This window comes from bacterium (assembly GCA_030647555.1).
In the GTDB taxonomy this organism is placed as follows: domain Bacteria; phylum Patescibacteriota; class Andersenbacteria; order UBA10190; family CAIZMI01; genus CAIZMI01.
The window spans coordinates 59,257-85,445 of the sequence record JAUSJG010000004.1; the positions used below are offsets into that span (position 1 = coordinate 59,257).

The following is a 26,189-nucleotide window of genomic DNA, read 5'->3' on the forward strand; positions in this document are numbered from 1 at the left end:
TTATGGCTTGGGTGTATGTGGAACGGGAAAACTTTGTTCGGATGTGCGAAAAGGCGGGCATTTCAATCGTAGTACGAACGGCGATTAAAACTTGGGCGCCGAGCGTAAGCAACCTATATCAGTTGGCTCGACAAAAACTGATTTATCGTTCTCCTAAAAATCGTTATGAAATTTGGGCGGCGGGAATCCCAAATCCGGACAGTAATAGAGGCAAAAGTGGCGGTTATCGCGTCGTCTATTTTTTTGATTTAACCGAAAAAACAATCAATCTGGACTTCATAGAGGAAAGAAAAGAACTCGGCTTCAAAAACGAAGGCCAAGCAAAAAAGAATCGCTACACCGATTACGTCAACCAACTGAAAATTTCTCTAAAAAAATTGGATGTTTAGCGTCCCTGCTCCTCAAAAGCTGTTAGCAGTTCATTCATATCCAGTTCTCGTCCCTCTTTTTCCGCCAAAGCCATAGCCCGACAAATAGCGCAGTCGTCGCAAGGCTCAAGGCCGGCTTCGGAAGCAACCTGTTTACTTTCCTTTTTTATCTTTTTTGACATGGGTTTTTGTTACTTTCCTTTTCTTCGGTTTTGACGTCCAGTATTTGCCGGGGTTTTTATCTCTTAGTTTTTTTATAATATCCTGTGCGTCTTTATCGGTGGCCACGTATTGCTTGATAATCTCCACCAGTTTATCGCTTTCGTGAAGTTCCAAATCTCTCGGAAAAGAAAAGAATATTTTTACGGCTTCCATAAACTTATCTTTTCCAAAATTGTCGTGCAACAGTTCCAATATCCTCGAATGATACTGAGCCGGGTACCAATAAACATTTGCCAAGTTGCCGATTTCCGCTTGTTTTTCATAAAATCCTTTTTCTACTTCAAAACACTTGATCAGCAATTGATACCACTTTTGCGCATCTTTTTGAGGCTTACTAAATTCCCGCTCCATGGTTTGATAAATGACATTAAAAATATTGCGAGCATAAATGTCAGAAAGCAATTCAAAATATTCCAAAGCAAGCTCTGTGTTTTTCGGCATTTCTTCGGGCGATCCTTCCCGCAAAGCGTGTTCGACGGATGACGCGAATCTGAAACAACTGTCAGGATCTTCTTTTTGCATTTCCTTTATGGTTTCAATCAGGATTGTTTTGAACTTTCTCTGATCATATTTCTCCGGTCCGAGATCGTCATATAAACCAGGCATGCCAAACCGCCAATTAACATATTTATTCTTTCTAAACTCTGCGTAGTAAATAAACAACGGCGCAGCTTCTTTTTTGATGTCAGCCGACAGGTTTGCTATGGCGGTCACGAACCTTAAAGAATCCTTCTCATTCAATGCCCTGATGGGGTCAAAAACGTGCAACACGCTCTTGATTAACGATTTTTGAACCGGCGGTGGCCACGCAATGAATTTATCCAGCAAATCAAATGCAACACTTTCAATTTCTTTTGACATTCGTAGTGCCCTTTCCCTGTCGTCGTTCAAAAACAGAAGCTCTCTGTTTTCCGGCAACACGGTCAGCCGGTTGCGAGCCAGTTGGCCAAGTGGTAGGGTGGCCATTTGTATTACGTAATAATTCGGGTCGTTAACCAACTTCTTCGTCAGTTCAATCACTTCGGCCACTTGTCCTCGCCCCGAAAGTACGGCGCATTTCGTCAGCACCCACCCGCACCAACCGCGAACCGAAGCAATTGCGTTCGATTCCTTACCTTCCAGAATACTTTTGTGTTCACTGTATTTATCTTCCGGATCGCGCGGATCTTTGCCGAGCGAATACGGGTCTGGGTCGTCGATAAAAATACGAATAATTTTTAATGCCTCGACTATTTTTTTCTTGGTCGCCAGCCTTGCCGCGAATTGAACGAAGGCCTCGCGACAACTGGCGTTAGTCAGCCACTTGGATATTTCAGCTACATTGTCGCCGTGTTTTTTTAAGAACGGAACGACAACCTCTTTGTAAATTTTCAGTAGCAATTCTTCGTCATCGGAGTCATCGTTTCCCAAGTGATTAAACAAAGCGTAGGAATAAATAATTTGCTGATCTTCACTGGGTTTTACCTCGTTTTCCAACAAACGAATTATCGACAAGCCGGCGACATAATCTTTTCTGATTATTTCATTCAACAGAGAGGCTACGGTATAAGCGCCAAAATGATCACTTTTTTCTTTTTTGATATAGTCGCTTGCAATAAAGGTTGTAAACAATTCAACGGCAAGTTTCAAATCAGTTTCCAGCAGTGTCTTAATGCCTGACACAACTTCGAAATCAAACATAAAACGCTCGTAATACTTTGGGTTAGAGTACCATTTTCGCATCGTTTGTTTGGCTTGCAGAAAACCATTTTTGGCCAAATCGGTCACAATCCGTTCAACAAAGGGATTAACCGGAATGCCGTATTTTTTAACAGTCAGTTCAACCAACTTCCATTTTTTGCCGTCGGACAGAGCAATGTTGCCGGCAGACCAATAGATCAGTTCGGATTTGTGCGGAATGCCTTTTTTTAAAAGAATAAATTCTTTTAAAATCTCAAAAGCCTCGTTGGAAACATTTTCGTCCGTGTTCACATATCGGTTTATGACTATTTCACAAACCGCGCGGTTTAAAAAATCAGGCTTGTACTTGTTTACCTCGTGTGGCATTGAGATACAACGCTCTTTGATAAATTGCCAACCCTTGGCTTTATCCTTTTCGTAATATTGATTAATGGCCGGTGTAAGAATGAAAGACACAAAATGCCGTTCATTAATGGCATATTGGCCGGAATCATAAGAAATTCCGCCACCCATATATTCCCACCCTTTGAAGTTCATTTTGCTTTTGAATTTTTCATAATATTTTTGGTATTGGGCACTCGCCATTTTTACAAATTCGTCAAACCGGCCTTCGAAATCTTCATTTAGCCATTCACGCAATATCTCGTAAACGTCGCGGGGGGCGTGGTGGATAAATTCTCCTTCGTCTTGCGTGATATTAAACGCGGAGGCGATTAAATCAATAACTTTTTGTTTCAGGTTGCCTTCCGTGTCGCGCTCGTATATTTTTCGCGCAAGCTTGCAAATTTCTTCTTTTTCCCATTCGCCGTGTTCGTTTCCGGTATCTTTGAGATAGAAAAAATCATTTTCATTAAACATAATCAGGTCTTTCGCTATAATGAACGCGTCGTCCAGATATTCTGCACCATCCTCCCCTTCGATAATCTTTTTAACTATCCTCACAATATCCACGTTAAAATAATCGGTTCGATAAAAACCACGAATCATTTTTGTGTATTTTTTAATATAGCTCAATATATACTTTCGATTTTTGTCTGTATGTAAATTGTTTTCGAAAATATAAAAGATTCCGAAGTTAAATGCATAGATCCTATTTAATTTCCAAACAGGATCCCAGTTTTTTAGAACCAACTCGTTATGTTTATTTTCCAGCCTATCTTTCGCAAACTTTAATCGTTCATAATCGGTTGAAAATGCAGAAAGCTCTTTTGGCACTTGCCATATACCATGGTTCGGATTACTTAATGCTCTTTCGAGTTCCCAGAATTGTTGCTCCCTTTTGCTTAGTTGCTCGTTGTAATAAACACTATTTTGCCTTGTTTCAACAGCAATGTTATTTATTTCTTTCAGAATATCTATTCGGGAATATGTGTCACCGACAGCCGACCCGATATAAATTTTTTGCACAAGGATGCTATCTGAGATTCTTTTAATGTCTTCTTCCGATAACCAAAAGTTTAACAGATCGGTAAAAAGGGAATAAATTGTTTTTTGTATAAATCCAGATTTTATATGCCAAAACCTAACCCTAGGAAGTAAACTAATCATTGCCGCGGAATACCCTTTTTCCTTAAATTGATCTTTTACACCATCCCAATAACGAGAATTTTCAACGCGGGAAATTAATTCTGTATTAACATTAGTGCAAACGATCAGTATCTCGTCGGCGTCTGCGACTTCTTTGCTTGCTACCACCTTAGTCAGAAACTCTTTTAAATGTGCGTAATTAAAAGGCTTTTTTCTATCTTTTGATTCACAAATTATTCTTTTACCATCATTAAAAACTAGATTGAAATCTTCAAACCCCTGGGCTTCAAGGTGAATATGTGAAAAATTTGGATCGCGTAAAAACTGCAGAAATAACGACATGGCAGCCCATGCCTGTGTATTAATTCCTTTATAGTTGCTTTGTCCTGCTCTGCCCATAAGATTATTTAAACTCAAGGTAAAAATGAATTCCATTGTCCGACCCAAAATCCGATGCGGTCAATTCTCTTATTGGCAAACTGGCTAAAAGTAAATGCCTGGGTGGACATACAAAGGAAACGATTCCCTGCGGATGCGAAAGACAGAAATCTTTTATACTGGCAAATAAGCAACGTCCAGCTGGGTCTATTTTTTTGAACAGATTAATTAAATCAGCTTTTTTTCCATCAACTATTTTCGAATATTGCTTTTTATTGAAAATTTTACTCTCTCCGATTGACGTTTTTTCTACAGTTTCAAGTTCGGGAGATGTCCCCGTGCTAAGAAAATCATTCTTTGTTGGAGTAATAACATATGGATAAGTATTAATTGAAAGCGCAACCACCTCATTTCTAGAAAAAGTATACTGTTGAGTATTTATGCCAAAAACAAAGTTGGGAGGGGTGCCTGGGTTAGTAAGACGAATTTCCTCAATTTTTATATGTAAAACATCGTCAACTAATAAACTGTGTTTTGCCTCCCTCTCTCTTACATAAGAACGTCTATGTAGATAACCATCGACCGATTCTTTTTCTAATTCTTTTTGGATTACTGATATTATTTCATTGTGTTTAGTTTTATCACTATTTGATGCATTGGGAAAAATCTCGTTTGCATCGATAATATTTAAATGAGGGATTTTATCCTTCAAGAAATCAAAATCCCATATACTAATTTTGAAAGGAAATTTGTTTATAACATTTAAACTTGTTAACCTTTCGGAAAATATTGTATTACTTTTATATCTTTTATGAGGGATAAAAATACAATATACATCCGGGTAATAGCTACTCCCCATAGACATTAGCTCTAAAATCTTATCGCTAAAATCAGATAGCTCTACTTCTAAAACATCGCTATAATTATGATTGTGTTTTTGGCGATTGAGATCTTTACATTCGAATTTCCAAAAATATTCCTTTCCTTGTATTTTAAAATTAGCATAGGCATCATACCCATTCTGTAGTCCTGAACGATTAGGCCAATATAAGGGCGTGAAAAGGTTCCTCATTATATTCGCCAAGTTATTTTCTAATTGTTGACCCTTGCTCATATATTTACTTTTTCATTGCCCTCAACAATTTTTATTTCCTCATTTGTTAAGTCGTAGAGACTATACACCAACGCATCTATTTGGCGTTCAAAGTCCTGGATCTTAGCTTGTTTTTCGGCGTTTACTAAATAGTCGTTAGATTGAATCACCTTTTGTATATTGTCTTCGAGAGCAATAAAATCAAGTTGAATATTATTCTCAAGTACTGCCTGCGGAATGGGTATTTGCTGGATGTAAAAGTCATACAAGTGCATTGTTCTTATTGCCCGTGCGTAGATGAAATTGTATGCATACCAATTTACAAAGCTGGAATTAAGATAAGAAAGCCAAAATTTTGACGACAATTTATCATCTAACGCAAAAGACATCAGCGTGTTAGTGATAATTATTCCTTCGGCATCATAGCAAGCTGTTAACTTTATATGTGGCTTTGGATTATCAATATGTGCAACTAAAACTTGCGCTATAACTTTTGGTTTTAAAAATTTTTTGGCTGAATCCCAATTCAATTTTGATTTATTTTTTAACCACCTATTAGATTTTATTTTCCATCGAGCGATATCTATGCCCTTTAAAAGTTTATAATCGGTTTGTTTATCAGAGAAAAAGTCTGTTCCAATAGCAAGACCCAATCTCCCCTTAACAAGGTGTTCGTTTGTTTTTGCGTCCTGAATTTTTTGCCAAAGCGTTTTAGAGATAAGCAATTTATAGATTTGGGCTGTACCATTTTCCGCAAATATTTCGGCCTTATGTCCTGATGCAAACTCAAAAACAACATCGTTCTTATTCAAATAAGAACATCTCACTTTATCATTAGAGCTGTTTTTCACTAAACCAAAAGCATTAGCCTCAAGTAACACTTCGTCAAACGCCTTACTTGAGTCAAGCAAAAACCTAAGATTATATTTCAACCAATACTCTTTCCTGAATCCATCCCACGCATCACCATACAGTGATTTCTTGGGGATTATGAAAGTTAAAATACCGTTCGGTCTAACTAAATTGTTAAATGATTTTTTACAAAATAATTCAGCACTGTCACCACTACTAAACTCAATATTTTCTATTTTTCGATAATATGTTTTTTGTTCTGAAGTCAAAACATTTCTAAAACCATACGGCGGATTTCCGATTACCACGTCAAATCCTTCTTTAATGCCGAACATAAACAACGGATCGAAAAATTCGGCACTGGAGTCGGAATTAAACGGATCGTAGGACAATAATTGTTCCTGTCGTTTTGATTTTTTGGTTTTTATTATTGACCCTTTGCCATTACCTTTTAATAAATCCGCAAAATCTTGCTTCATTTTTTCCTTAATATTCCGACTGCTGGAGGTGAAATAACGATCCCTAATCGTCCGCATTTTTTCTTCCAGCTTATCGTGATCCCAAATAGAAGTTTGGCCGTTGGGCGCCAAGGGAATTAAGCTGTTGGCGCAAACAAATTTAAATTCCAAATTTGGCAACGGATCAATACCCATATTCTGCCTATCCGGCAAAATCGGCTCGTCTACCACCAGTGAAAGCCAAGCGCGCAGGCGCGATATTTCCACCGCCATCGGCTCGATATCCACGCCGAAAATGTTTTTCTCAATAATTCCCAGTTTTGTTTTGTAACTATCAAACCGACTTTCAATGCGATCATAAACCGTGGAGATTAATTGCATCATCCCAATTGGAAATGCTCCGGAGCCACAAGCAGGATCGAGAATTTTCATTTCATCCAACGCGGAGACCAATTTTGCTTTATAGGGAGCGATGTCGCGTCGATCATTTTTTGAGTCAAACTCGTGCTCTTTTTTATCTAACAATAATGACAATAATTTTTCTTTGCGTTCATCTTCGCCCAGTTTTTCTGACAAAAACGCTCGCAAGCTTTCTTTGCACATATATTCCACAATTTCACGCGGTGTATAGAAAGCGCCTTTCGCTTTGCGCGCCTGCTTGCCGGTTTCGTCCGTAATTTCTGCGAGCAAGTTTTCAAAAATCCTGCCCAACATTTCCGGATCAATTGCCACTTGCTGAAAATCGCTGGTAGATTCGTCGGTGGTGAAATGGTAGCCATTTAAGAAGGCATAGAACCGCTGGAAAAAATCGGCCGGAAAAGTGAGTAGAGGGTCGCCATTGAGATCAGAATCCTTCGGTTCAAATAAACCGCCGTTCAGAAATGGAGTTTTAGCGTCTGTTGGAAAAAGGGTTTTCGCGCCCTCCTTTTTTCCAAACAGCGTTGCGTCAATTTTGTCCGCGTTTTTTTCGCGCTCGTCCATTGGCGTATTAAGCGTGCGGAAAAATAGCAATTCGAGTTTTGAATGATAATAATTGGTGGCATCCGTACTAGAAGCGTCAAAATAGCCATACTGCTCCGAAATTATCCCCTTTTTGCGGAGAAACCAGCAGAAAATCAATCGGCCAATTAAGCGCGTGGCAAATTGCCGGCGATGATCGCCTGCCAGGATATTTTTGTTTTCCAAATGTTGGAGTAGCTCGGTAAAAAAGCGTGAGATTTCTTTGTAGAATTCTTTATTAAGCGGACGAATATCGAAGCTATCCCATAAAATGTGATGGACTTGCGCCTTATTGGTAAAATCAAAACTCTGGAGCCAGTGGTTAAAAATTGTTTTTTGGGTGTTGGATAGTTTTCCATCCAGTTCTAACGTGCGGATTTTATAGTTGTTGCTTAAAACAATAATCAGCTTGTCCGCTTTATCGGATACCACAAAATCAATCCCGACATTTTTATTCGCGTAAATTTTTTCATCCTCAAAATTCGGGGTTAAGGTAACCAGATTGGCAATTACTTTTTTTGACGGTTTTTGCGCCCAAAATAACTTAAAATCAATGCCGTAATCCTTCTCTGTTTCCAGTGCGTAACTGGCTTTTCGATCCGCGAATTCCGGCGCGTTTTTCACCCAGCCCGGGTGCGCTTTCAGTTGTTTAAATTGACGTAATGTTGGTGTTGCAGAGACCACACCGAGCATAGACACAATCTCTTTTGCCACGGAAAACACATCGTTTAGATTTCCGCTCTTCTTGGCGCTCTGAAGGGCGTCGTCAATTTTGGAAAAGACTTCGTCGGCGTGATTATTTATTTTCACGGGCATATAACAATAATGATTGGGCTTGATTAGGAATAATAATCGTCTCTTCTTCGGCTACAGCCTCGCGAGCCAGGGCTATCAGTTCTTTAAGGTTATCATTATACGGCTTTTGGTTTCGGTGCGCCTTCGCGACATCTCTCACAAGATTATCCATTTTACTGTTGAGCAAGTGATTGTGGGTGTTAAAAGCATTACCCACCAGATCTATTTCCTCCAGCGTGTAATTATGGTCGTGCATAATCCGCAATATCATCGCTTTTTGCCCCGTCGGCAATGACGCTTCTTCGTTGCCGATCGAGAAATTTGTCGGTATGTCGGCCACCTCTTTCAGTTTAATCTTATCAAGAGTTAGCTTATCGACATCCCTGCGATTGTCGGTTTCATTGGTTCTAATTAATCGTAAAGCTTCCAGGACCGGCATAGCGCTACGCTCCTCGCCGTTTCGGTTCATTTTAATGAATTGAGGTATCAGTTTTTCATGGTCTTTGTAAAGTTCGCTTAATGCTAAAACCTCCGGCAATAATTCATCCTTTTTCGTTGGTAAAACAGCCCACTTGCCTTTTGGGATGTTATAAATTGACTGCTTGTATTCTTCTGTTTTTTCCGTGTCATTCGCAAACTGTTTCAAATCGTGCACAAAGTCGTCTTCGGCAAGTAAAAAGTCACCTGCTTCTTCAGCGAGCTGATAAGCCCTAAGCCTCTTTTGTTCGTCGTCGCTGTAAATCTCAATAAACTCCATCGGGTTAGCTGTTTCCCCCAGCACCGACTGATCAATTCCGATTGTGCTATTAATTAATTCAATTTTTCCCTCCAATCTTTTTACCAGTCTTAAATATGCCTCTAGTTTTTTATCGGGGCTCATATTAAAAATAATTATTTTCGCGTATTCCGATCCAAGCCGGTTCACGCGCCCGTTGCGTTGTATCATACGCACGGGATTCCAGTGCAGGTCATAATTAATAATTGTTCCGCAGTCTTGCAGATTTTGCCCTTCAGAGAGAATATCTGTTGAAAACAAATAACGCAATTCACCCTTGTTTTTATCGCATTGCTTGTAATGTTTGGCAATTGGCGCGAAACGTCCCGCAAGGTCTGTCGCCTCGTCACGATTTTTTCCAGTAAGAAAGCCTGCGTTTGTTTCATTCACCAAACCACCCGACGCGACTTGTATGTTTGCTTTTAAATATTCCACAGTATCAGAAAAGTAAGAAAATACCAGTACTTTTTCCCCCGCCGGTTTTGTTTTGTTCAGCTCCACTAAAACATTTGCCAACTTGGCCAATTTTGTGTCGCCTTGTTTAAACAACAAAAGACAATCTGAAATAATCTTTATAATTTCTTTTTCCATGGTTATGTCTTTCTTAAATGCCTCCACGTTGTATTTGTTTTCATCTACCTCGTCTTGAACATGCTTTTCCAAAAGTTCGGCATCCACATCACTCAAATCTTCCTCGTCTTCATCACGCATCGCGTCACACAGAACATCAAGATCTTTCATTGCTAATATTTTTTCTTGCTTAAGCCCCTTTTCAAACATAACGAGATTGTTTTCGTATTTTTTCAATGATTTTTCGATGGCGTACACTGAAGATTCCATGCGTTTTAAAAAGATAGTGCGAAAAATGCCGTAAATGCCACGTTGTTGTTGGAGCGCTTTGCTTTGTTCGGCAGGCAAACGCATTTCTTTTATTTGTTCTTTGGTTTTTCCATAATATCTTGTTTGATAAATACGCCACCGATACGGAATAAAGCCCAACATCAGAATCATTTGATATACAAAATAAACGGGAGATTCATTAGTCAGATCAGCTTCTGAATAAACTCGCTCCGCCAGTTCCAGTTGATCCAAAGGATGCATAAGCATACTGCATTTTTCCACGATATCCTCGGGTTTCCTGCTGTAAACAGACAACAAATCAATCTGTTGTGACTTGTTCTCCATAATTTTTTTGGTCATTTCCGGTGGCAAATGATAATTGGCGTTTTGGGGATCTGCCTTGGGAAATTCGTATTCTTTTCCGTTTATAATTAGTTTTCCGTATTCTTTTTCAATACCCTGACGCGTTCGACGCACAACAAGGGTGCGAATAATCGGAGCCATGATTTGCTTAATTTCTGCATAATCCGGCATTTCCTCTTTATTAAGTTTGCGATTGATTTTATTTTGCAAATCAGCTACGGCCTGAAAAAAATCTTTCATCTCGCTTTGTCCGGTTTTCCGATCAACAGTCATCACCTTATCCACAACATCCCCTCTGCCTCTTGTGCCAAGTATCAGCTGTCTACTTAAGTCTTGAATTTCGTTATTGATTGGTGTGGCGGTTAATAAAAGCACATCAGCTTTTTTGTTATTTCTAATCCAATTTAATAACGCATTGTATCTGGTACCGCCGGTTTTTCTTAGGTTATGTGATTCATCAACAACAAACAACGACACAGAAGCCAAATCATCAAGTTTTTGCTCTTCTTTCATTGCGTTAATATTTTGAAGGATCACGGGTTTCAGATGCATCACACCGGAGTTTATTAATTCTGCTTTCCATTGTTCCTCCAATGACTTCGGACATACCACGATTACCCGCTTCTTACCCTCCTCACTATCAAGATAATGTTTCATAACTTCGATTGCCGTGTATGTTTTTCCCAACCCCACCGAATCGGAAAGCATCGCTACGTGATATTTTTCCAGCTTTCTAAGTAACTGTTGAACATTTCTTTTTTGGAATTCCATTAACTCATAACTTTTATCCGTACTTTCCTTGAGAGCAACATCCTCTAGTTCGTCTTTGTAGAGTTCGTAAAGGGTTTTTATGTATGTTTCATATGGACTGAATAATACGTCGCCAACAGGAGACATTTCCAGAATCTCAATAAATTTTCCGTTCCAATTTTCCGTTGTCGGGTCATTCCATAATTGATCAAACCAAAACAAGTGCCCCACTTCTTGTTGCTCCGATTGCGGTTGAAAGGTTACAATCCGCGAGTCCTCTTCGATATCATTTAATTCCGTATTCACCGTTAGACCATTTTTGGTAAAATTTGACGAGCCGATTATGCCAACCGCTTCATTTGATTTATAATCGCCAAAAACATAACACTTGGCGTGTAAAAATGTTTTTCGATAGACTTTAACTTCCAGTTTTCCCGCGCTGATTAATGCTTTTATTTGAATTACAACTTCCTTGAGTTTTTTGTCTTGAATAATATTTTCTAAATCGTGAAAAATATCCTTGTCTGGAAAATCCGGTTCTGGGGCACTTATTGCGTGTCGAGGAATAAGGGGTTCGCGTCCTATCAATAATCGGATTTTATCCAAATTTTTTATTTTATCAATAAGCAGAGCGGTGCCGGGCAAATCCCAATAGCCTGTCGCTATTGATACTTGTTTGAAGTTTGGCATTATCTCGCAAATTACATCTGCGAGTTTGTGTCTGCTATTGTCGATAATTTGGGGTATTTTAGGCATTGATAATCACTAATTCTCAAAAAATTATTTCAAAGACTATGCAATTAAATTACTCTCATTGGACGGTATAATCAACCATTCTGTATGTAGTATTTGGCATATTGGAGCAACAGACACCTCCTGTATCAAAGTCTTGTCTTGTTCTTTGACAACAACCGGTGGTTTTTGTTACATTTCCAACTGAAGCATGCAATAATACCTTAAGAGGCGCTGGGGTGTTCCCTCGGAGATTCCGGGGCTTAAGCTCCAGATAACCACCTCTCAAGACGCTGCTTCTACTAGAAGATGATAAATTTGGATCGGGGCGTCCCCGGTCGGCAAGGGGTCCCGCAAGGGACTTTTTGTTATTATGGGAATACTTTGTATCCATATCCATCAACCTTTCCGTTGTTGGAAATGGCTACTTCTGATACCCATATACTACATACCAAATACAAGATACTCCGTGCGCTGGACAAAATTCTTATTATCGTTTAATCTGCTTAAGTCAATTAAAGTAATCATTTCTCACCCATATGGCACATAAAAAAGCTGGAGGTTCAACCGCGCTGGGTCGCGATTCGCAAGGGCAACGCCTTGGCGTTAAAATTTATGGCGGTTCCAAGGTTACAGCCGGGGCGATTATTGTTCGTCAACGCGGATCAGGCTATCGCGCCGGTACCAATGTAAAAATCGGCAAAGACGATACGCTTTATGCGCGCGTAGCCGGAATTGTGAAGTTTCAACAAAAGAAATTGCGGTCATTCCACGGCAAGACTATCATTCGAAGTCTAGTACACGTGTTGAGCAAATAATCTCAACTAAAGGACAGCCATTGGGCTGTTTTTTAGCAAATACACGACGGAATCCCTCCCCGCCTCCCTTTGAACAAAGGGAGGAATCGCGACGTTTCCCTCCTTTGTTCAAAATTGCACACGCCTCGGCGGTGTTGCCCTGATGGGCTAAAGGGCGGGGGTGGATTATTCGAAAATAATATATTAACTTCTATCTTTGATGGCCGCTTTAATAAACCCATCAAAAAGCGGGTGCGGTACGTTTGGGCGACTGTTAAATTCCGGGTGGAATTGTACCGCCACGAAGAACGGATGGTCTTTAAGTTCAACAATTTCCACGAGGTTATTATCAGGTGTTGTGCCGGAAATTATTAGCCCTTTTGCCTCGAGTGTTTCGCGGTAGTCGTTATTGAATTCGAAGCGGTGGCGGTGGCGTTCGGTGATTTCCTTCTTTCCGTATAATTCACGCGCCCTAGACCCGTTTTTGAGGCTACAAGGCCAGGCACCAAGACGCATTGTGCCACCCTTACGGTCGATTCCCTTTTGGCTTTCCATGATGTGAATTACTTGGTTGGCGGATTTTGGATTGAATTCTTCACTGGCGGCGTCGGCAATACCTGCAACATTGCGGGCAAACTCAATTGTTGCCAGTTGCATGCCAAGACAAAGACCTAAATACGGAATATTGTTTTCACGGGCATATTGAATTGCTTGGATTTTTCCTTCCGTGCCACGTTTTCCAAAACCGCCCGGAACAACCATTCCTGCCACTTTTTTTAAAGTTTTTACAGAAAGTTTTTTCTTTTCAATTTCTTCCGCGTCCACCCAAACTATTTCTAAATCACGCCCGTTATTCCAGCAAGCGGCCTTCAAAGCTTCGGTCATGCTCATATATGTATCTTTCATCTCGAGATACTTCCCTACTATCGCAATCTTTAATTTCGGTTTTTTTTGCTTGATTATTTTGACTAATTTTTCCCAATGCCCGTTCTTGAATTTCGCTTTTTGTTCAATGTTAAAATGTTTGAGAATTAATTTGTCCAACCCATATTCCTGCATTAAGAGTGGAGCTTCGTAAACAGAGTCCAATGTTGGCATAGGAACGATGGCGTCCGGCGTAACATTTGTAAACTGTGCCAGCTTTCCAATAATCTTTTCCGGAATCGGATAATCACTGCGAACAATTAAAACATCCGGTTGAATGCCGATGTTGCGCAAATCGCGGACGCTGTTTTGCGCGGGCTTGGATTTTACTTCTCCGCTTGCTTCAAGGTGTGGCAAGAACACTAAATGGACATATAAAACGTTGTCGCGACCCACATCAAGATGTAACTGACGCATTGCCTCATGAAAAACGACACCCTCGTAATCGCCAACAGTGCCGCCGATTTCGACGATATGAATATCATAGTCCGCACTTTGAGCGGCTTTCCAAAGTAGAGATTTGATCATGTCTGTTACTTGCGGAATAACCTGGACGGTTTTGCCTAAGTACAAGCCTTTCCTTTCATTGTCGATAACCGCCGCATAAATGCGTCCGGCCATCACCGACGAATCTCGTGTCAATTTTTCATCCAAAAATCGTTCATAGTGTCCCAGATCCAAATCCGTTTCGCCACCATCATCCGTAACAAAGCACTCGCCATGCTCTCCCGGATTGAGTGTTCCCGCGTCGCTATTCAAATACGGATCGAATTTTTGGATATTAACCTTAAAACCCTGTCGTTTTAAGATATTTCCCATTGATGCGCAGGCGATTCCTTTTCCCAGGCCGGAAAGTACACCGCCTGTAACGACAATAATTTTTGGGTTTTTATTATCAGTCGAAGAACCGCGAGCTTTATTGGTGACTTGCGGGTTGGTTTCTTTTATATTTTGGGGCATGGGATGTAGAAGTTTAATTTCTATTAGGGCTTGGTAATTAATAAACGCTTCAATATTATGTTTAATACGCTTCAAAGACGACTGACTTTGATTGAACAAAATCTTGAAACGTACTTAACGTACGTTGAAAGATTTTTGATTGAGAAGCAGTTGTATTTGAAGATGGATTGGACATAAGATGAACCGTTTATTAATTACTAAGCCCTTATCTTCGCGGATTTATCTTCTTCACCTTCGACGACAACAATCACGTCCGCCTCGAGTGCGTGAGGAAATTCCAGATGCACCGGCGTTTCGCCGATTTGCTTAATTGGACTCTTAAGACGAACAACGCTTTTAGACAACTTGGTTCCTATGGCCTTCTCAATTTCTACCGTAATATCCTTAGCGGAAATAGAACCAAACGCTTGTCCTTCCGGACCAACTTTCAACTTCATTGGGATTGTTTTTCCATCAATAGAGTCTACTTGTTTTTGTACTTCTTCTAAAAGCATCTTTTGTTCCTCTTGTTTCTTTGCAGCCTTCTTTTCAACTTCCTTAACACGTCCATCAGTGGCTTGTGCCGCTAAACCATTAGTAAACAAATAATTACGTGCGTATCCTTCGCTCACATTAACCACATCGCCGGCCAATCCGACATTTTTTACGTTTTCTAACAAAACTACATTGATATCAGTCATGGGAAAAATATAACACTATGGGTATACACAATGCAATAAGGAGTCAAGAGAGGTTGTTTTTGCATTTTAACACATCAAATTATCAATTTTCAATGACCAATTTTCAATTAATTATCCAACCTTCGCTAAAGCTTCGGTTGGCAGGCAATGGCTCAATTAGTTGAGTTACGGCGTCGTCTTTTGATAATTATAAAATTGAACATTCATTGATAATTGGTCATTGAAAATTGATAATTAACACTCGAGGATTTGATCTATCGAGAATTTTCTATCTCAGTTTGTAGAACGCCAACCGCCTTATCCAATTGCACGTCAATTTTGTCCGTTGAATCTTGGTCATCAACTTCAATGTCGGGCGTGATGCCTTTTTCATGAATGGCGTCGCCTTTTGGCATAAACCATTTGGCAATCGTCACGCGCAGACTGGAGCCATCGCTAAGGCTGATCATTTCCTGAACCGAACCTTTTCCAAAAGATTTTTCACCGATGATTTTAATTCCACGATTATCCCGCAAGGCCCCCGCAAGAATTTCCGACGCAGACGCCGACCCGCCATTCAATAAAACAATGGTTGGAATTTTGTTCAGCTCCCCCGGACCCATGGAATAATGGGTGACGGTTTTTTTAGGATCAATAGGAATTTCCTTCACCACGACGTCTCCCGTTTTTAGGAAGTGGCCGGCGATTTCCACGGCGCCATCCAAAACTCCTCCCGGGTCGTTGCGCATATCCAAAACAATTCCTTTTACGCGCGCTTGCGAAAGTTGTTTTACAATTTCCTTAAATTTTACGGCCGTATCTTCATGAAAAACCGACAAATTAATAATACCGATGCCATCTTTTATCTCAAGCGTGACGCTTTTTAACACGATATTGTCTCGCTTTATCGTAATCTCAATCGTTCCGTCTTGTTTTTCACGAATAATTTTCAATTTTACTTCCGTACCAACGGGACCGCGAATTCGATTGGCAATTTCCGTGATCGATTCGTCCTGTTTAATTATTTTATCATCAATCGCGATGATGTAGTCGCCCGCCTTTACGCCCGCTTTTTGTGCCGGCGAATCTTTTAACGGCGCCACGACTGTCACAAGATCGTTTTTGATGGAAATTTCCACGCCTATTCCGGAAAATTGACCGCTAAGTTCCTCGGCAAATTGTTTTGTTTCTTCCTTGTTGGCGTAGGCGGAAAACGGATCGTCTAATCCGGAAACAAGACCCTTTAAAATTCCATCCGAAAGATTTTCATCTTTGATCGGGCTGACATATTTTTTGTGAACAATCTCCCATACTTCATTGATTAAATCGGTACTAATCGCCCTGGGTAATTCACGAGAAAAAATGCTGGGCCGTGTAAATGAAGCATTGTTGGCAGTGGGTGCGAGATTATTTTTGCCGACACTTGTGCCAATAAAAAAAGCGACTACAACTAATAAAATATAACCAATACGATGTAGTTTTTGGAAATTAATTGTCATTGGCTTTGGGAAGTGTAACGGCGATATGTAATTCCTTAAGTTGTTTTTCAGAAACTTCCGAAGGTGCGCTCATCATCGCGTCTTGGGCCTTACCGTTCTTGGGGAACGCATAAATATCGCGAATACTTGTCATATCCCAGAGAACCATCATTAGGCGATCAATACCGGGCGCGCACCCACCGTGTGGTGGTGCACCAAACTTAAAGGCCGAAATCATTCCACCAAAACGTTTTTCAACTTCTTCCTTAGTGTAACCGGCGATTTCAAACGCTTTGTACATAATTTCCGGTTCGTGGTTTCGGATTGCGCCGGAGCTTATTTCAAAACCGTTCAAGACAAAATCATACTGGTACGCCAAGATTTTCAACGGATCTTGTTCGTTTAATGCTTTCATCCCACCTTGGGGCATCGAAAATGGGTTATGTGAAAAATCAATTTTGTTTTCTTCCTTGTTGAATTCGTACATCGGGAAATCCACCACCCAGCACCAAGCGGCCTTTTTGGGATCTTTCAGACCGAGCAAGTCGGCAGTGGCGATTCTTACCTGCCCAAGTGAACTGCACGTTTTTAGCCACTCACCCGCCCCAAAGAATAAGCCATCACCGTCAACGGCACCAGCTTTTTCAATCAATTTTTTTGTAAGATCTTCACCCAAGTATTTATCGATCGGTGACGCCGGCTTTCCGTCTTTAATTAAAATATAGGCCAAGCCGTTTGCGCCGGAAGCCCTCGCTTTTTCGGTTAAACCATCTATTTCACTGCGTGTGAATTTTGCGCCACCCGTTACATGCAACATTTTTACCACGCCGTCATTTTTTATAACATCAGAAAACACTTTAAATCCGCAATCTTTTACCATTTCCGAAACATCGTAAATTTTTAGATCATAACGTAGATCGGGTTTATCAATCCCATATGTATTCATCGCGTCGTGCCAGGTAATGCGCGGAAACGGTGCCTGGAGAACAGTTTTTTCACTAAACTCATTTGTGAGTTCAATCATTAATGGCTCAATCATTTGAAAAACGTCTTCTTGTTCCACAAAACTCATTTCCATATCGAGTTGATAGAATTCTCCGGGATGCCGATCGGCCCGAGGATCTTCATCACGGAAACACGGCGCGATTTGGAAATAACGGTCAAAACCGGCCACCATTAATAATTGCTTGAATTGTTGTGGCGCTTGCGGTAGCGCATAAAATTTTCCCGGATAAAGCCGGCTGGGTACTAAAAAGTCACGGGCGCCTTCGGGGGATGAATTAGTTAAAATCGGCGTTTGTACTTCCGTAAAGTCATTTTTGTGCATATATTGTCGAATGTATGTAATCAATTCGTCACGACGCTTTAATAAATCTTGCAGTCGTCGATGTCGCAAATCAAGGAAACGATATTTCAGACGAATTTCTTCGTTGGCATTGCTTTCGCCCGCAATTTCAAATGGCAGGTTTTCGCAAGTGCTCAAAATTTCCGCCGATTTTACTTCAATCTCAATTTCACCCGTTGAAAGGTTCTTATTAATCATATTTGCCGGACGCGCCGTGACTTCGCCGGAAATTTTAATTACATATTCATTTCTTAGCTTGTTGCCCAGTTCAAAAATTTCCTTTCCCGATTCTTGGCGAAAAGTAAGTTGGGTTATACCGTAACGATCTCGCAAATCAATAAAAATAACGCCGCCGTGATCACGGCGAGTATTCACCCAACCGGCCAAATTTACCGTTTCACCGACCTGCTCTTTTCTTAGGGCCCCACAATCGTGGGTGCGAATGGAAGTTTTGGTAGTCATTGCTTAAAAGGATAGCGTAAGACCGAAGTCAGTACAAGGAAATTTATCTTCAGTCTTCCAGTAGCGAAGATCTCCTTTAAAAAGAAAAAACCGTGCGCAGGTCTCTTGGTATCGATGTTTTTTGGATAGGGTGGGGTGGGCACCACAATCTTAAAACATCAGAGATTGCGCACGGCAAGAACAGTATAGAACAAAGTGGCACCCGAGCAAGGTGCGATCCTCTCACGCACGTTCTCAACGCGCGGATCCTCATAAAAACATTTATTTTACAAATGAGGCGCAAGGATTACGCAACAACTTGCCCGGGTTACCACTCGTAACAACAACTAGGTGGAAATTCCACCCACTGTTGTGACGCTATACCATCAGATTTGAACACTCTTTTTCAGTCACCCAGTCGGCCATAAGGGCGTCGAATCTCTGATTGCTCAAATCTAACGGCATATTTACTATAGCTGGTACAATGAACAGTCAATATATAGATATAGATTTTTCATCACTTCGTCAAACCCTCCTGACATGTTTGATAGTGGCGGTACTGTGGAGGGACAGCACCGCCGCTACCAAGCGCCTCTAAAAAGGCCTTTTGTGAAGTAACCGATCAGTGTATCCCAGGGGTGAATTTTTGTCAATGAGGTGCGAATTTGCTGAAAATTAGTGCTTCGCTAACCCAAATATATTAAAATCACAAACAAAAATATGCCGAAAATGGATCCTTATCCACAATTAAAAAACTCCCCTTTTTGTCAAAACTTCAGATGTATTACGAGATTACTCGTGCTCTTTCTTGATTGAAAGATAAATCTCCATAAGTGCAAAAAGTAAACTAACCATCAACGGGCCCAATATAAAACCAAGTGGGCCAAAAAAAGCAATTCCACCAAGTATTGATAAGAGAATAATGAACGGATGAATATTTACACCCTTTTCCATAAACTTCGGACCCAAAAAATTATCAACTAAACCGACAGCCATAACAGACCAAATAAGCATACCTAGTGATGCCAAAAATTGACCGCTCAAGAAAAGGTAAATAATAGCGGGAGTCAAAACCAAAGCCGTACCTACTCCCGGGATCAACGCCGCAATTGCCGCGGTACTCCCCCAAAGGGTTGGATTTGGCACTCCAAAGATGGCAAAACCAACCGAGGTTAATATACCCTGGATAACAGCAACAACCAAAGTGCCACGAATTACGGAATTTACAGCGACGATAAGTTTTTTTGCGATGGTTTCATCATGCGTATCGTGCAGAGGACTTAGGGTAATTAAGTAAGCCTTAAATTTTTGGCCGTCCTTAAAGGTGTAATATAGTGCCACGAGAAATATAAACGAGCTAATAAGCAGGCTGGCAATGTTTGAAAACACCGGACCCAGGTGCTGTAGTAGCCAGGTTAATCCTTGCTTTAGATATTGGTTTAGGTCTACGGAGAAATTAAGAGGCAATGAGGTTATATCTCTTACCTGGTTGATCGTTTTTTCAGCATATTGCGAAATATTGGTTGTGTTGCTTTCATCCGTAATCGAAGAGTACATCCCCGTTGCTTCATAAAAAATATTTATTCCCACAAAAATGAGAGGCATAACAGCTATAACCAAGACAATAATTGTAGAAATAAAGGCTGCTAGACCCTGTTTGTTGCGGGAAATTTTAAGAATTACACGGTGAACAGGGGCAAAAATCGTAACAAAAACCATTGCCAAAATTATTGCTGAAATGAATGGTTTGAAGACATAAAAACTTAGGATAATAGTCCCCAAAATTAGGCTCACCAAGAAGATTGTCTCAGATTTTTTTTGTGGCATTGGTGTTTAATTGATTACAACTTTATTTTATACTATCTGTTTGATGTAATCAATGATGCAAGCTTTAGGAAAGGGAGGAATAGTTACAACTTTACCAAATAACCAACTTTGCGTGTGATCTGTTAATACCAACCCATTCCTACCACTAACACGCCCGGATCTGTTTTAACGTCCAAAATTGCTTTTCCGGCAATATCAAATATTTGTAATCCTTTCACGTCGTAGCTAAAAAAGTTTTCCGACACGGCCGGCAGTGTGGGAGAAATCAACAGCGCGGGTGCCTCAAAAACTTTCGTCACTTGATTTGTGTGATTGTCAAAATATGCCAAGGAATGATCCAGCATCAAAAATAGTCGATTATCACCGGACCAGTTTAGTTGAAGATTGCTGATCGAATCGTTGATTTGTACAGGTGTCACCTTCTTTGTTGCAAGATCAAAGATAAAAGGAGTTAAGTTGGCAGGCCAATCCTTGTGTTTTCCCGCATAAAATGCCAAATACCTGCCATTTTGCGATAAGTTGGTATTAAATTCGACCGCCTCATTTTTGTGGATAAAGATTCGTTCAATTTCGCCATTGGTGTTATTAATTTTATTCAAAAAAAGTGAGTTGTATACCAACTTGGTCGGATCGTTCGGATTCACGGAATCTTCCGTAAAGCCTTGGTAAATGTACTCGGCATCGTTCGGAATTAGAAGTTCGTTCAGCATTGCGCTTCCCTTTATGATGTCTTTGGAGAAAATGATTCTGCCGTCGTTGGTATCATTTTTTTTAATGTTCTGGTTTTGACCATTTATCGTACTCATCATGATTGAGTGGTCGAATTTGTTTACTGCCCAACTGTTGGAATGTTCAGACGTTTCAAAAATAAGCGTTGGGGCGGTTTGGTTCCAACCGATTTTGTAGAAACGCGAAAAACTGGTGCCATCCTTGTTCATTGGCGCGCCATCATATTCAGATTGGCCTTTTGTTAAATAGAAAATTTCATTTGTTTCTGGATTGTATTGCACCGGGTAAGAAAATTGACTGCTGGAAAGATAATCAGAAACCGGTACGGATTTACTTGCCGTGACTCGTTTTGTTATGACATCAATCAGCTGGATTTCCAGCGTATTCTCTGTTTTTGTTGCGACAAAAAGGATGCTTTTTGCAACAGTTACCTTCCCCACCCTCAAAAAAATAGCCCCGGCAAGAATGCCAAAAACGATGATAGTTAATATAGAAATTGTGCGAGAAGTGAGTATTTTCATATACGATTCTAAAAATTCATTTTAACAAAATATGATATTCTTGCTCGTCTTGTGAGGTCACTAATCTATTGTCGATAAATATCGCGACCCTAGTTTCTTGTTTGTTTGACTCCATAAAAAAACATTAATCTTATTAAATAAAAATAACAAGAGCCCCGTTAAGGGCTCTCGTTGCTTATCACTGCCGAAGCAATAGATAAGGATTTGTTCTGTTTGTATTATAGTCCTCTATCAATACTTGTCAATACTGTCATTTAAACTTGTCATTTAAACACTACTTTCGAGTGCCTGTCCCGCGAAACTCATCAGAGTGAAGTGGGACGCCCACCAAGAATCGGCCTCGAAATGTGTAATTGAAATTTCACATTTCTGGCCACCGGCAATCGGTTTCGCTTCAAGCGAAACATCGATTGCCGTTCGATTCTTGTCGTAACACAAGCAGTTGTGTTACTTGGGCGAACCAATTAAAAACAACCCGCAAGGGGTCGTTTTTAATTTGGTGCGCCCACCAAGAATCGAACTTGGAACCGTTGGCTTAAAAGGCCACTGCTCTACCAATTGAGCTATAGGCGCCCGCCTTCGCTTTGATTCCCTATCAAAGCTACGGTGGGCAAGCATCTGGTTTATAGACCAATTACTTGTCCACCGAAGCTCTGAACGATTTCAGAGCGAAGGTGGAAGCTATAGGCGCGTACTTGATAGCTATTATTAAAGGCTATTTGTGATAATTTTGCAAGAAAAAAACCGCATTCACATGGAACGCGGTTTCGTCGAGCGCTTCTGTCACCGTGGTGACTAGGAGCGCCGACTCTTTTGTCCACGATCTTGAGCGTGCTGGCGACGTTGCGCTGCCTTGCTCACCTCTGGCACCGTGACCTCGGACAGAAACGTCTCACACAACTCGCGGATGCGAGTCGCGTCGAGCCGGGCCTTTTCGACCTGGCTGTTGGTCAACGATCCATTCATGGTGATTCCGCTTGCCGCTTGGAAGTACCACCGATCGTTGGTCACGAACCCGTCGGCCGTCAGCAAGGCGTCATCAAAGAACGCCGTCTCCCGCTCTCCCTCTTCGGCCGCCAATTCTTCTTCGGCGACACGAATCGACTTAATGAGGTCGACCATGTCTTCCGAATTAAAAACTTGGTAGTTCGGAGCGATGAAGAAATGGCCGCCGACGCCCGATCTGATTTGGAAGACCATCGAGGCTTCCACCGGCCCGCCGTAGATCTTGGGCAATCGAGCGGCCTTTCCGAACGCCTTGTTGTCCGTCTCGCCGACGCACAACACCAAAGGTTTTCCGCTCTTGTGGTTGCAGACCTTGATGATCTGCGCCCCTCCTTGAGCGATGAACTCCTTGGCGTCCAGAAATTGTTGCTGCTCGGCAATTTCGGCTTCGAGCCAGGTGCGAACGAAGCCCTTCAGAGCCTCTGCCGAGACCTTTCCCGAGCGATGCATGGTCTCAACCATAGCCGCCACGTGCATCGGGTGGCCGGGTCGGCCGTTTTCCTCCGTGCACTGCTTCATGAGGCGCTGAATCTCGGAGTAGAGCTGGTGTTGTCCCAGCCCGGCCCCATAAAGCGTCGCCACGAACATCGACCGCCCTTCCTGGGCCCGCCGAATCGAACCTCCTTCACGTTCGGCCAAACAGCCCGCGGCGATCCGATCGAAATTCTTCGCCGGTCCGTCGCAGCCACGGTAGTCCGTTTTCAACAACGCGTACAAGTACAGCGACAACCAGCTGATCACTTCATCGAAGTCGTTGATCGAGCCGATTTTCTTGATGACCTGTTCCGCGTGCCACACGTGCGGCGACGCGTTGGCGTCACTGTTCAGGACCTTCTCGACGAACAAGTCGAGACGCTCGTTTTGTTCTCGCATTTCCAAGAACTTCATCACGAGCGAGGTCGCACACTCATTGTCACTGCTTCCGTCGCGCTGGTGTTCATCAAGCGGATCCCCTTTGCCACCACACCCAACGCGCAGGCGACCGTGCTGATGAAGCTGGTCGAACCAGTCACCATCATGCAGGTTTTTGTCATACAAGACTACCTTGGCGTTAAAGATGCCCGTGAATTTTTCATCACCAAACATCCTCAGGATGCAGACGGACGACGCTTCGTCCAAATGAGCCATGAGTTCCATGTCATGAACAATGATTTCAGTGACGGGAACCGCGCTGACCAGAGTTTCATTACTCATCTTTCTCTTCCTTCTTATTTGGTCCCCGAGGGGACGTTGGGAAAACAGCGAACCAGACTTTGAGACGGCACCCGTCTCTCTCATGAGCGTGTTTTTACCTCAAAACAAGCTCATAAAAGCAGGTGAAATAAGAGAAAAGTATACTCCCGAAATCAGATTTTGTCAATGGTGCCGGTTTGGAGGTATTATGAGCATGTTAACAACGTCGTTCGTAGGGGAGCACGTCCCCGTGCTCCCGTGGGCGGGGACGAGGACGTCCGCCCCTACGGATTAATACAAATCAAAATGAAACAAAAAACAAAACACGTCGCCTTATTTACTACCGCCATCTCTGCGATTATTGTCACGGTGTTTTGTTTGGCTTACATCACGGCCAATGCGTCCAATCGCTACAACTTTTCCGGCCAAGGAATCGTGAGTGAAAATAATTTGAACGAAAAATATATCCGCGTTTCTTTCAAACAAATTTCCAAACAGGCTGTAAGTTTAGCCGGAAGCGAACCGGTAACGGTGCGGGTTAATCAAGCGAAATTTTATAAACCAAATGTAGCCGGCGTAATTCTTAAACTGCAACAAGAAAAAATTAGTGTTGGAACATTGGTAACAGTGTACGGCGCGGTTAAATCAGATAACTCGTTTTCTGCCAGCAAGGTGACGATTGTTCCCCGCAAATTTAGAATTCGCGGAAAATTAATCGCCATGCGCAAGGACTCGCATGTTTTGACAATTGAAGTATCCGCGAGCACTTATCAACCGACTAAATATGTCGGTAAAACACTGGAGGTTTCGTATACCGATTCGTTCAAAGTTACCCAATCGGGCGGTAACAAAGATGTGAATAATGTTGAACCGTTAAATCAACGCGTGATTATTGACGGAGTGATTGTTGGAGATGATGCGTTTGAGGCGATACAGATGAATGATCCACTATGACAAAATTCGTGAGCGAATTTTGTAAATCCCAAACATCAAATCCCAATGTCCAACAAAACCCTAAAAATCAAAATAACCAAAACGGCACGCTTTTGGGGTTTTTGAAATTATGATTTTGTTGGGATTTGGTCATTGGGATTTGGGATTTATATTCAACATTATTACTGATTCCTGCTTGTAGCAGGAATGACACGCCAATTATTTATCCAAAGAATCCCTTCTTCTTCCCTACTTCCTCGAACTCTCTAAGCAACTCTTCTTGTCTCTTTGAGATTTTTTTCGGTACATCCACAACAACTTTCAATATCTGATCACCACGACGATCCACGGCTCCGTGTTTAATTCCTTTTTCAGGCATTCTAAATTCAGCCCCCGGTTGCGTGCCTTTTGGAATCACAAGACCAAACTCTCCATCAACCGTTTCGACATTAATTTCTCCACCAAGTACGGCGATGGCAAATGGAATATGCGTTTCGGTGTGAATATTGAAACCCTGGCGCGCAAATTGCCGATCTTCTTTGACCGAAACGGCAATATATAAATCGCCAACGGATCCACCGAATCGAGGCGCATCACCTTCACCGGTAATTCTAATCCTTGTGCCATTTTCTATTCCGGCGGGAATTTTAATTACCAACGTTTCCAATTGGCGGGTGCGTCCTTCGCCGTGACATTCCCTGCATTTCGCTTCCGCCTTCTTTCCTTCCCCATGACAATCTGAACATTCTGCTTCCTGCACCATTGTGCCGAGAATTGTGCGTACTTGTTGGCGCACAACACCGGAACCCTTGCAAGTGCTACAAGTAACTATTTTTGTGCCGGGTTCCGCGAGATTTCCTTTACAGTGCTGGCATGTGCGATTGCGATTAAGCGAGACTTCCCTCTTCACGCCAAAAACCATCTCTTTAAAACTGATTAACATATCAATTTGCAAATCCGAACCGCGATTGCGTTCGCGCGCGCTAGATCGATTGCGCCCGCCTCCGCCACCAAAAAATTGCGAGAAAATATCGCCAAAACCACCCAAATCTTCGAAGTTTACGTCAAATCCTTGACCGCCAAATGGATTACCGCCAAATCCGCTCGCTCCGCCGTCACCATTTCGACCCGCATCCTCAAAAGTTTGGCCGTATTGGTCGTATTGTTGTTTTTTCTCCGCGTTGCCCAAAACCTGGTAAGCCTCATTGAGTTCCTTAAACTTCTCTTGATCGCCACCCTTGTCGGGGTGGTGTTCGTGCGCCTTTTTCCGGTAGGCGCGTTTAATCTCATCTTCCGATGAGTTTTTATTAACACCTAAAATTTTGTAGTAATCCTTGGACATGGTGAAATTTTGTATATGGTATTTAGTATATAGTATATGGGTTTAGAATTCCCGAAGGAGATAGAAAGTTGATTTGGATATATTATCTGTATTCGTCACATGTTTAACATTTAGCGGTTCTGAATAAATCCATATACCAAATACCATATACTACATACAAACGTGTTTTCCGACCAACCTCCGTCTTGACGACAGAGGTTGAATCGCAAAACATTTGCCCAAC

16 protein-coding genes and 1 tRNA gene are annotated in these 26,189 nt (G+C 41.6%); 3 read left to right on the plus strand and 14 right to left on the minus strand.

Annotated elements, in window-relative coordinates:
• Positions 1-2 precede the first annotated feature (2 nt).
• Complete coding sequence (locus tag Q7S57_00705) at positions 3-389, plus strand: hypothetical protein (protein ID MDO8511768.1); 387 nt, start codon at positions 3-5, stop codon at positions 387-389.
• Here the strand turns inward: Q7S57_00705 and Q7S57_00710 are convergent.
• The 5 genes from Q7S57_00710 to Q7S57_00730 are packed head-to-tail and all read right to left on the minus strand — an operon-like array spanning position 386 to position 11,856.
• Positions 386-550, minus strand: a complete 165-nt coding sequence (locus Q7S57_00710) for a hypothetical protein (GenBank protein MDO8511769.1) — start codon at positions 548-550, stop codon at positions 386-388. The two genes, Q7S57_00705 and Q7S57_00710, sit on opposite strands and share 4 nt — an antisense overlap.
• Entirely contained in the window at positions 522-4,232 is a 3,711-nt protein-coding gene (locus tag Q7S57_00715; protein ID MDO8511770.1) for a hypothetical protein, read from the minus strand. The genes Q7S57_00710 and Q7S57_00715 overlap by 29 nt, the downstream gene beginning before the upstream one ends.
• A complete protein-coding gene (locus Q7S57_00720; protein ID MDO8511771.1) occupies positions 4,201-5,289 on the minus strand; it encodes a hypothetical protein in 1,089 nt (362 codons plus the stop codon). The genes Q7S57_00715 and Q7S57_00720 overlap by 32 nt, the downstream gene beginning before the upstream one ends.
• The gene (locus tag Q7S57_00725; GenBank protein MDO8511772.1) at positions 5,286-8,393 is read right to left on the minus strand and encodes a TaqI-like C-terminal specificity domain-containing protein; all 3,108 of its coding nucleotides are present in this window, start codon (positions 8,391-8,393) and stop codon (positions 5,286-5,288) included. Before Q7S57_00725 ends, Q7S57_00720 begins: the two co-directional genes overlap by 4 nt.
• On the minus strand, positions 8,374-11,856 hold the full coding sequence (locus tag Q7S57_00730) for a helicase-related protein (GenBank protein ID MDO8511773.1): 3,483 nt from the start codon (positions 11,854-11,856) through the stop codon (positions 8,374-8,376). Before Q7S57_00730 ends, Q7S57_00725 begins: the two co-directional genes overlap by 20 nt.
• A 515-nt stretch (positions 11,857-12,371) precedes the next feature.
• On the opposite strand from Q7S57_00730, the gene rpmA reads away from it, so the two are divergent.
• Positions 12,372-12,650: a 50S ribosomal protein L27 gene (gene rpmA / locus Q7S57_00735; GenBank protein ID MDO8511774.1), complete on the plus strand. Its 279-nt coding sequence runs from the start codon at positions 12,372-12,374 to the stop codon at positions 12,648-12,650.
• 183 nt (positions 12,651-12,833) lie between these two features.
• On the opposite strand, the gene Q7S57_00740 is transcribed toward rpmA, so the two are convergent.
• From Q7S57_00740 to Q7S57_00775, 8 genes are all read right to left on the minus strand, one after another.
• Positions 12,834-14,513: a CTP synthase gene (locus tag Q7S57_00740; GenBank protein MDO8511775.1), complete on the minus strand. Its 1,680-nt coding sequence runs from the start codon at positions 14,511-14,513 to the stop codon at positions 12,834-12,836.
• A 197-nt stretch (positions 14,514-14,710) separates the two neighbouring features.
• Entirely contained in the window at positions 14,711-15,193 is a 483-nt protein-coding gene (gene rplI / locus Q7S57_00745) for a 50S ribosomal protein L9 (protein MDO8511776.1), read from the minus strand.
• Between the two features lie 254 nt (positions 15,194-15,447).
• Positions 15,448-16,671 (minus strand): S41 family peptidase, encoded by a 1,224-nt coding sequence (locus Q7S57_00750; GenBank protein MDO8511777.1) that lies wholly within the window; start codon positions 16,669-16,671, stop codon positions 15,448-15,450.
• A complete protein-coding gene (aspS, locus tag Q7S57_00755) occupies positions 16,661-18,457 on the minus strand; it encodes an aspartate--tRNA ligase (protein ID MDO8511778.1) in 1,797 nt (598 codons plus the stop codon). Before aspS ends, Q7S57_00750 begins: the two co-directional genes overlap by 11 nt.
• A 771-nt stretch (positions 18,458-19,228) precedes the next feature.
• On the minus strand, positions 19,229-20,263 hold the full coding sequence (locus Q7S57_00760) for an AI-2E family transporter (GenBank protein MDO8511779.1): 1,035 nt from the start codon (positions 20,261-20,263) through the stop codon (positions 19,229-19,231).
• A 122-nt stretch (positions 20,264-20,385) separates the two neighbouring features.
• Entirely contained in the window at positions 20,386-21,513 is a 1,128-nt protein-coding gene (locus Q7S57_00765; protein MDO8511780.1) for a hypothetical protein, read from the minus strand.
• Positions 21,514-22,010: 497 nt separating this feature from the next.
• A tRNA-Lys gene (locus Q7S57_00770) sits at positions 22,011-22,086 on the minus strand.
• Between the two features lie 222 nt (positions 22,087-22,308).
• Complete coding sequence (locus tag Q7S57_00775; GenBank protein MDO8511781.1) at positions 22,309-23,712, minus strand: hypothetical protein; 1,404 nt, start codon at positions 23,710-23,712, stop codon at positions 22,309-22,311.
• Between the two features lie 285 nt (positions 23,713-23,997).
• Here Q7S57_00775 and Q7S57_00780 point away from each other — a divergent pair, with 285 nt between their 5' ends.
• A complete protein-coding gene (locus Q7S57_00780) occupies positions 23,998-24,645 on the plus strand; it encodes a hypothetical protein (protein MDO8511782.1) in 648 nt (215 codons plus the stop codon).
• A gap of 202 nt (positions 24,646-24,847) precedes the next feature.
• Here the strand turns inward: Q7S57_00780 and dnaJ are convergent, their stop codons facing one another.
• The gene (dnaJ, locus tag Q7S57_00785) at positions 24,848-25,966 is read right to left on the minus strand and encodes a molecular chaperone DnaJ (GenBank protein MDO8511783.1); all 1,119 of its coding nucleotides are present in this window, start codon (positions 25,964-25,966) and stop codon (positions 24,848-24,850) included.
• Positions 25,967-26,189 lie beyond the last annotated feature (223 nt).

Coding starts and splice junctions, on each gene's coding strand:
- Q7S57_00705 (MDO8511768.1), top strand. CDS start 3: ATGGCTTGGGTGTATGTGGAACGGGAAAACTTTGTTCGGATGTGCGAA.
- Q7S57_00710 (MDO8511769.1), bottom strand. CDS start 550: ATGTCAAAAAAGATAAAAAAGGAAAGTAAACAGGTTGCTTCCGAAGCC.
- Q7S57_00715 (MDO8511770.1), bottom strand. CDS start 4,232: ATGGAATTCATTTTTACCTTGAGTTTAAATAATCTTATGGGCAGAGCA.
- Q7S57_00720 (MDO8511771.1), bottom strand. CDS start 5,289: ATGAGCAAGGGTCAACAATTAGAAAATAACTTGGCGAATATAATGAGG.
- Q7S57_00725 (MDO8511772.1), bottom strand. CDS start 8,393: ATGCCCGTGAAAATAAATAATCACGCCGACGAAGTCTTTTCCAAAATT.
- Q7S57_00730 (MDO8511773.1), bottom strand. CDS start 11,856: ATGCCTAAAATACCCCAAATTATCGACAATAGCAGACACAAACTCGCA.
- rpmA (MDO8511774.1), top strand. CDS start 12,372: ATGGCACATAAAAAAGCTGGAGGTTCAACCGCGCTGGGTCGCGATTCG.
- Q7S57_00740 (MDO8511775.1), bottom strand. CDS start 14,513: ATGCCCCAAAATATAAAAGAAACCAACCCGCAAGTCACCAATAAAGCT.
- rplI (MDO8511776.1), bottom strand. CDS start 15,193: ATGACTGATATCAATGTAGTTTTGTTAGAAAACGTAAAAAATGTCGGA.
- Q7S57_00750 (MDO8511777.1), bottom strand. CDS start 16,671: ATGACAATTAATTTCCAAAAACTACATCGTATTGGTTATATTTTATTA.
- aspS (MDO8511778.1), bottom strand. CDS start 18,457: ATGACTACCAAAACTTCCATTCGCACCCACGATTGTGGGGCCCTAAGA.
- Q7S57_00760 (MDO8511779.1), bottom strand. CDS start 20,263: ATGCCACAAAAAAAATCTGAGACAATCTTCTTGGTGAGCCTAATTTTG.
- Q7S57_00765 (MDO8511780.1), bottom strand. CDS start 21,513: ATGAAAATACTCACTTCTCGCACAATTTCTATATTAACTATCATCGTT.
- Q7S57_00775 (MDO8511781.1), bottom strand. CDS start 23,712: ATGAGTAATGAAACTCTGGTCAGCGCGGTTCCCGTCACTGAAATCATT.
- Q7S57_00780 (MDO8511782.1), top strand. CDS start 23,998: ATGAAACAAAAAACAAAACACGTCGCCTTATTTACTACCGCCATCTCT.
- dnaJ (MDO8511783.1), bottom strand. CDS start 25,966: ATGTCCAAGGATTACTACAAAATTTTAGGTGTTAATAAAAACTCATCG.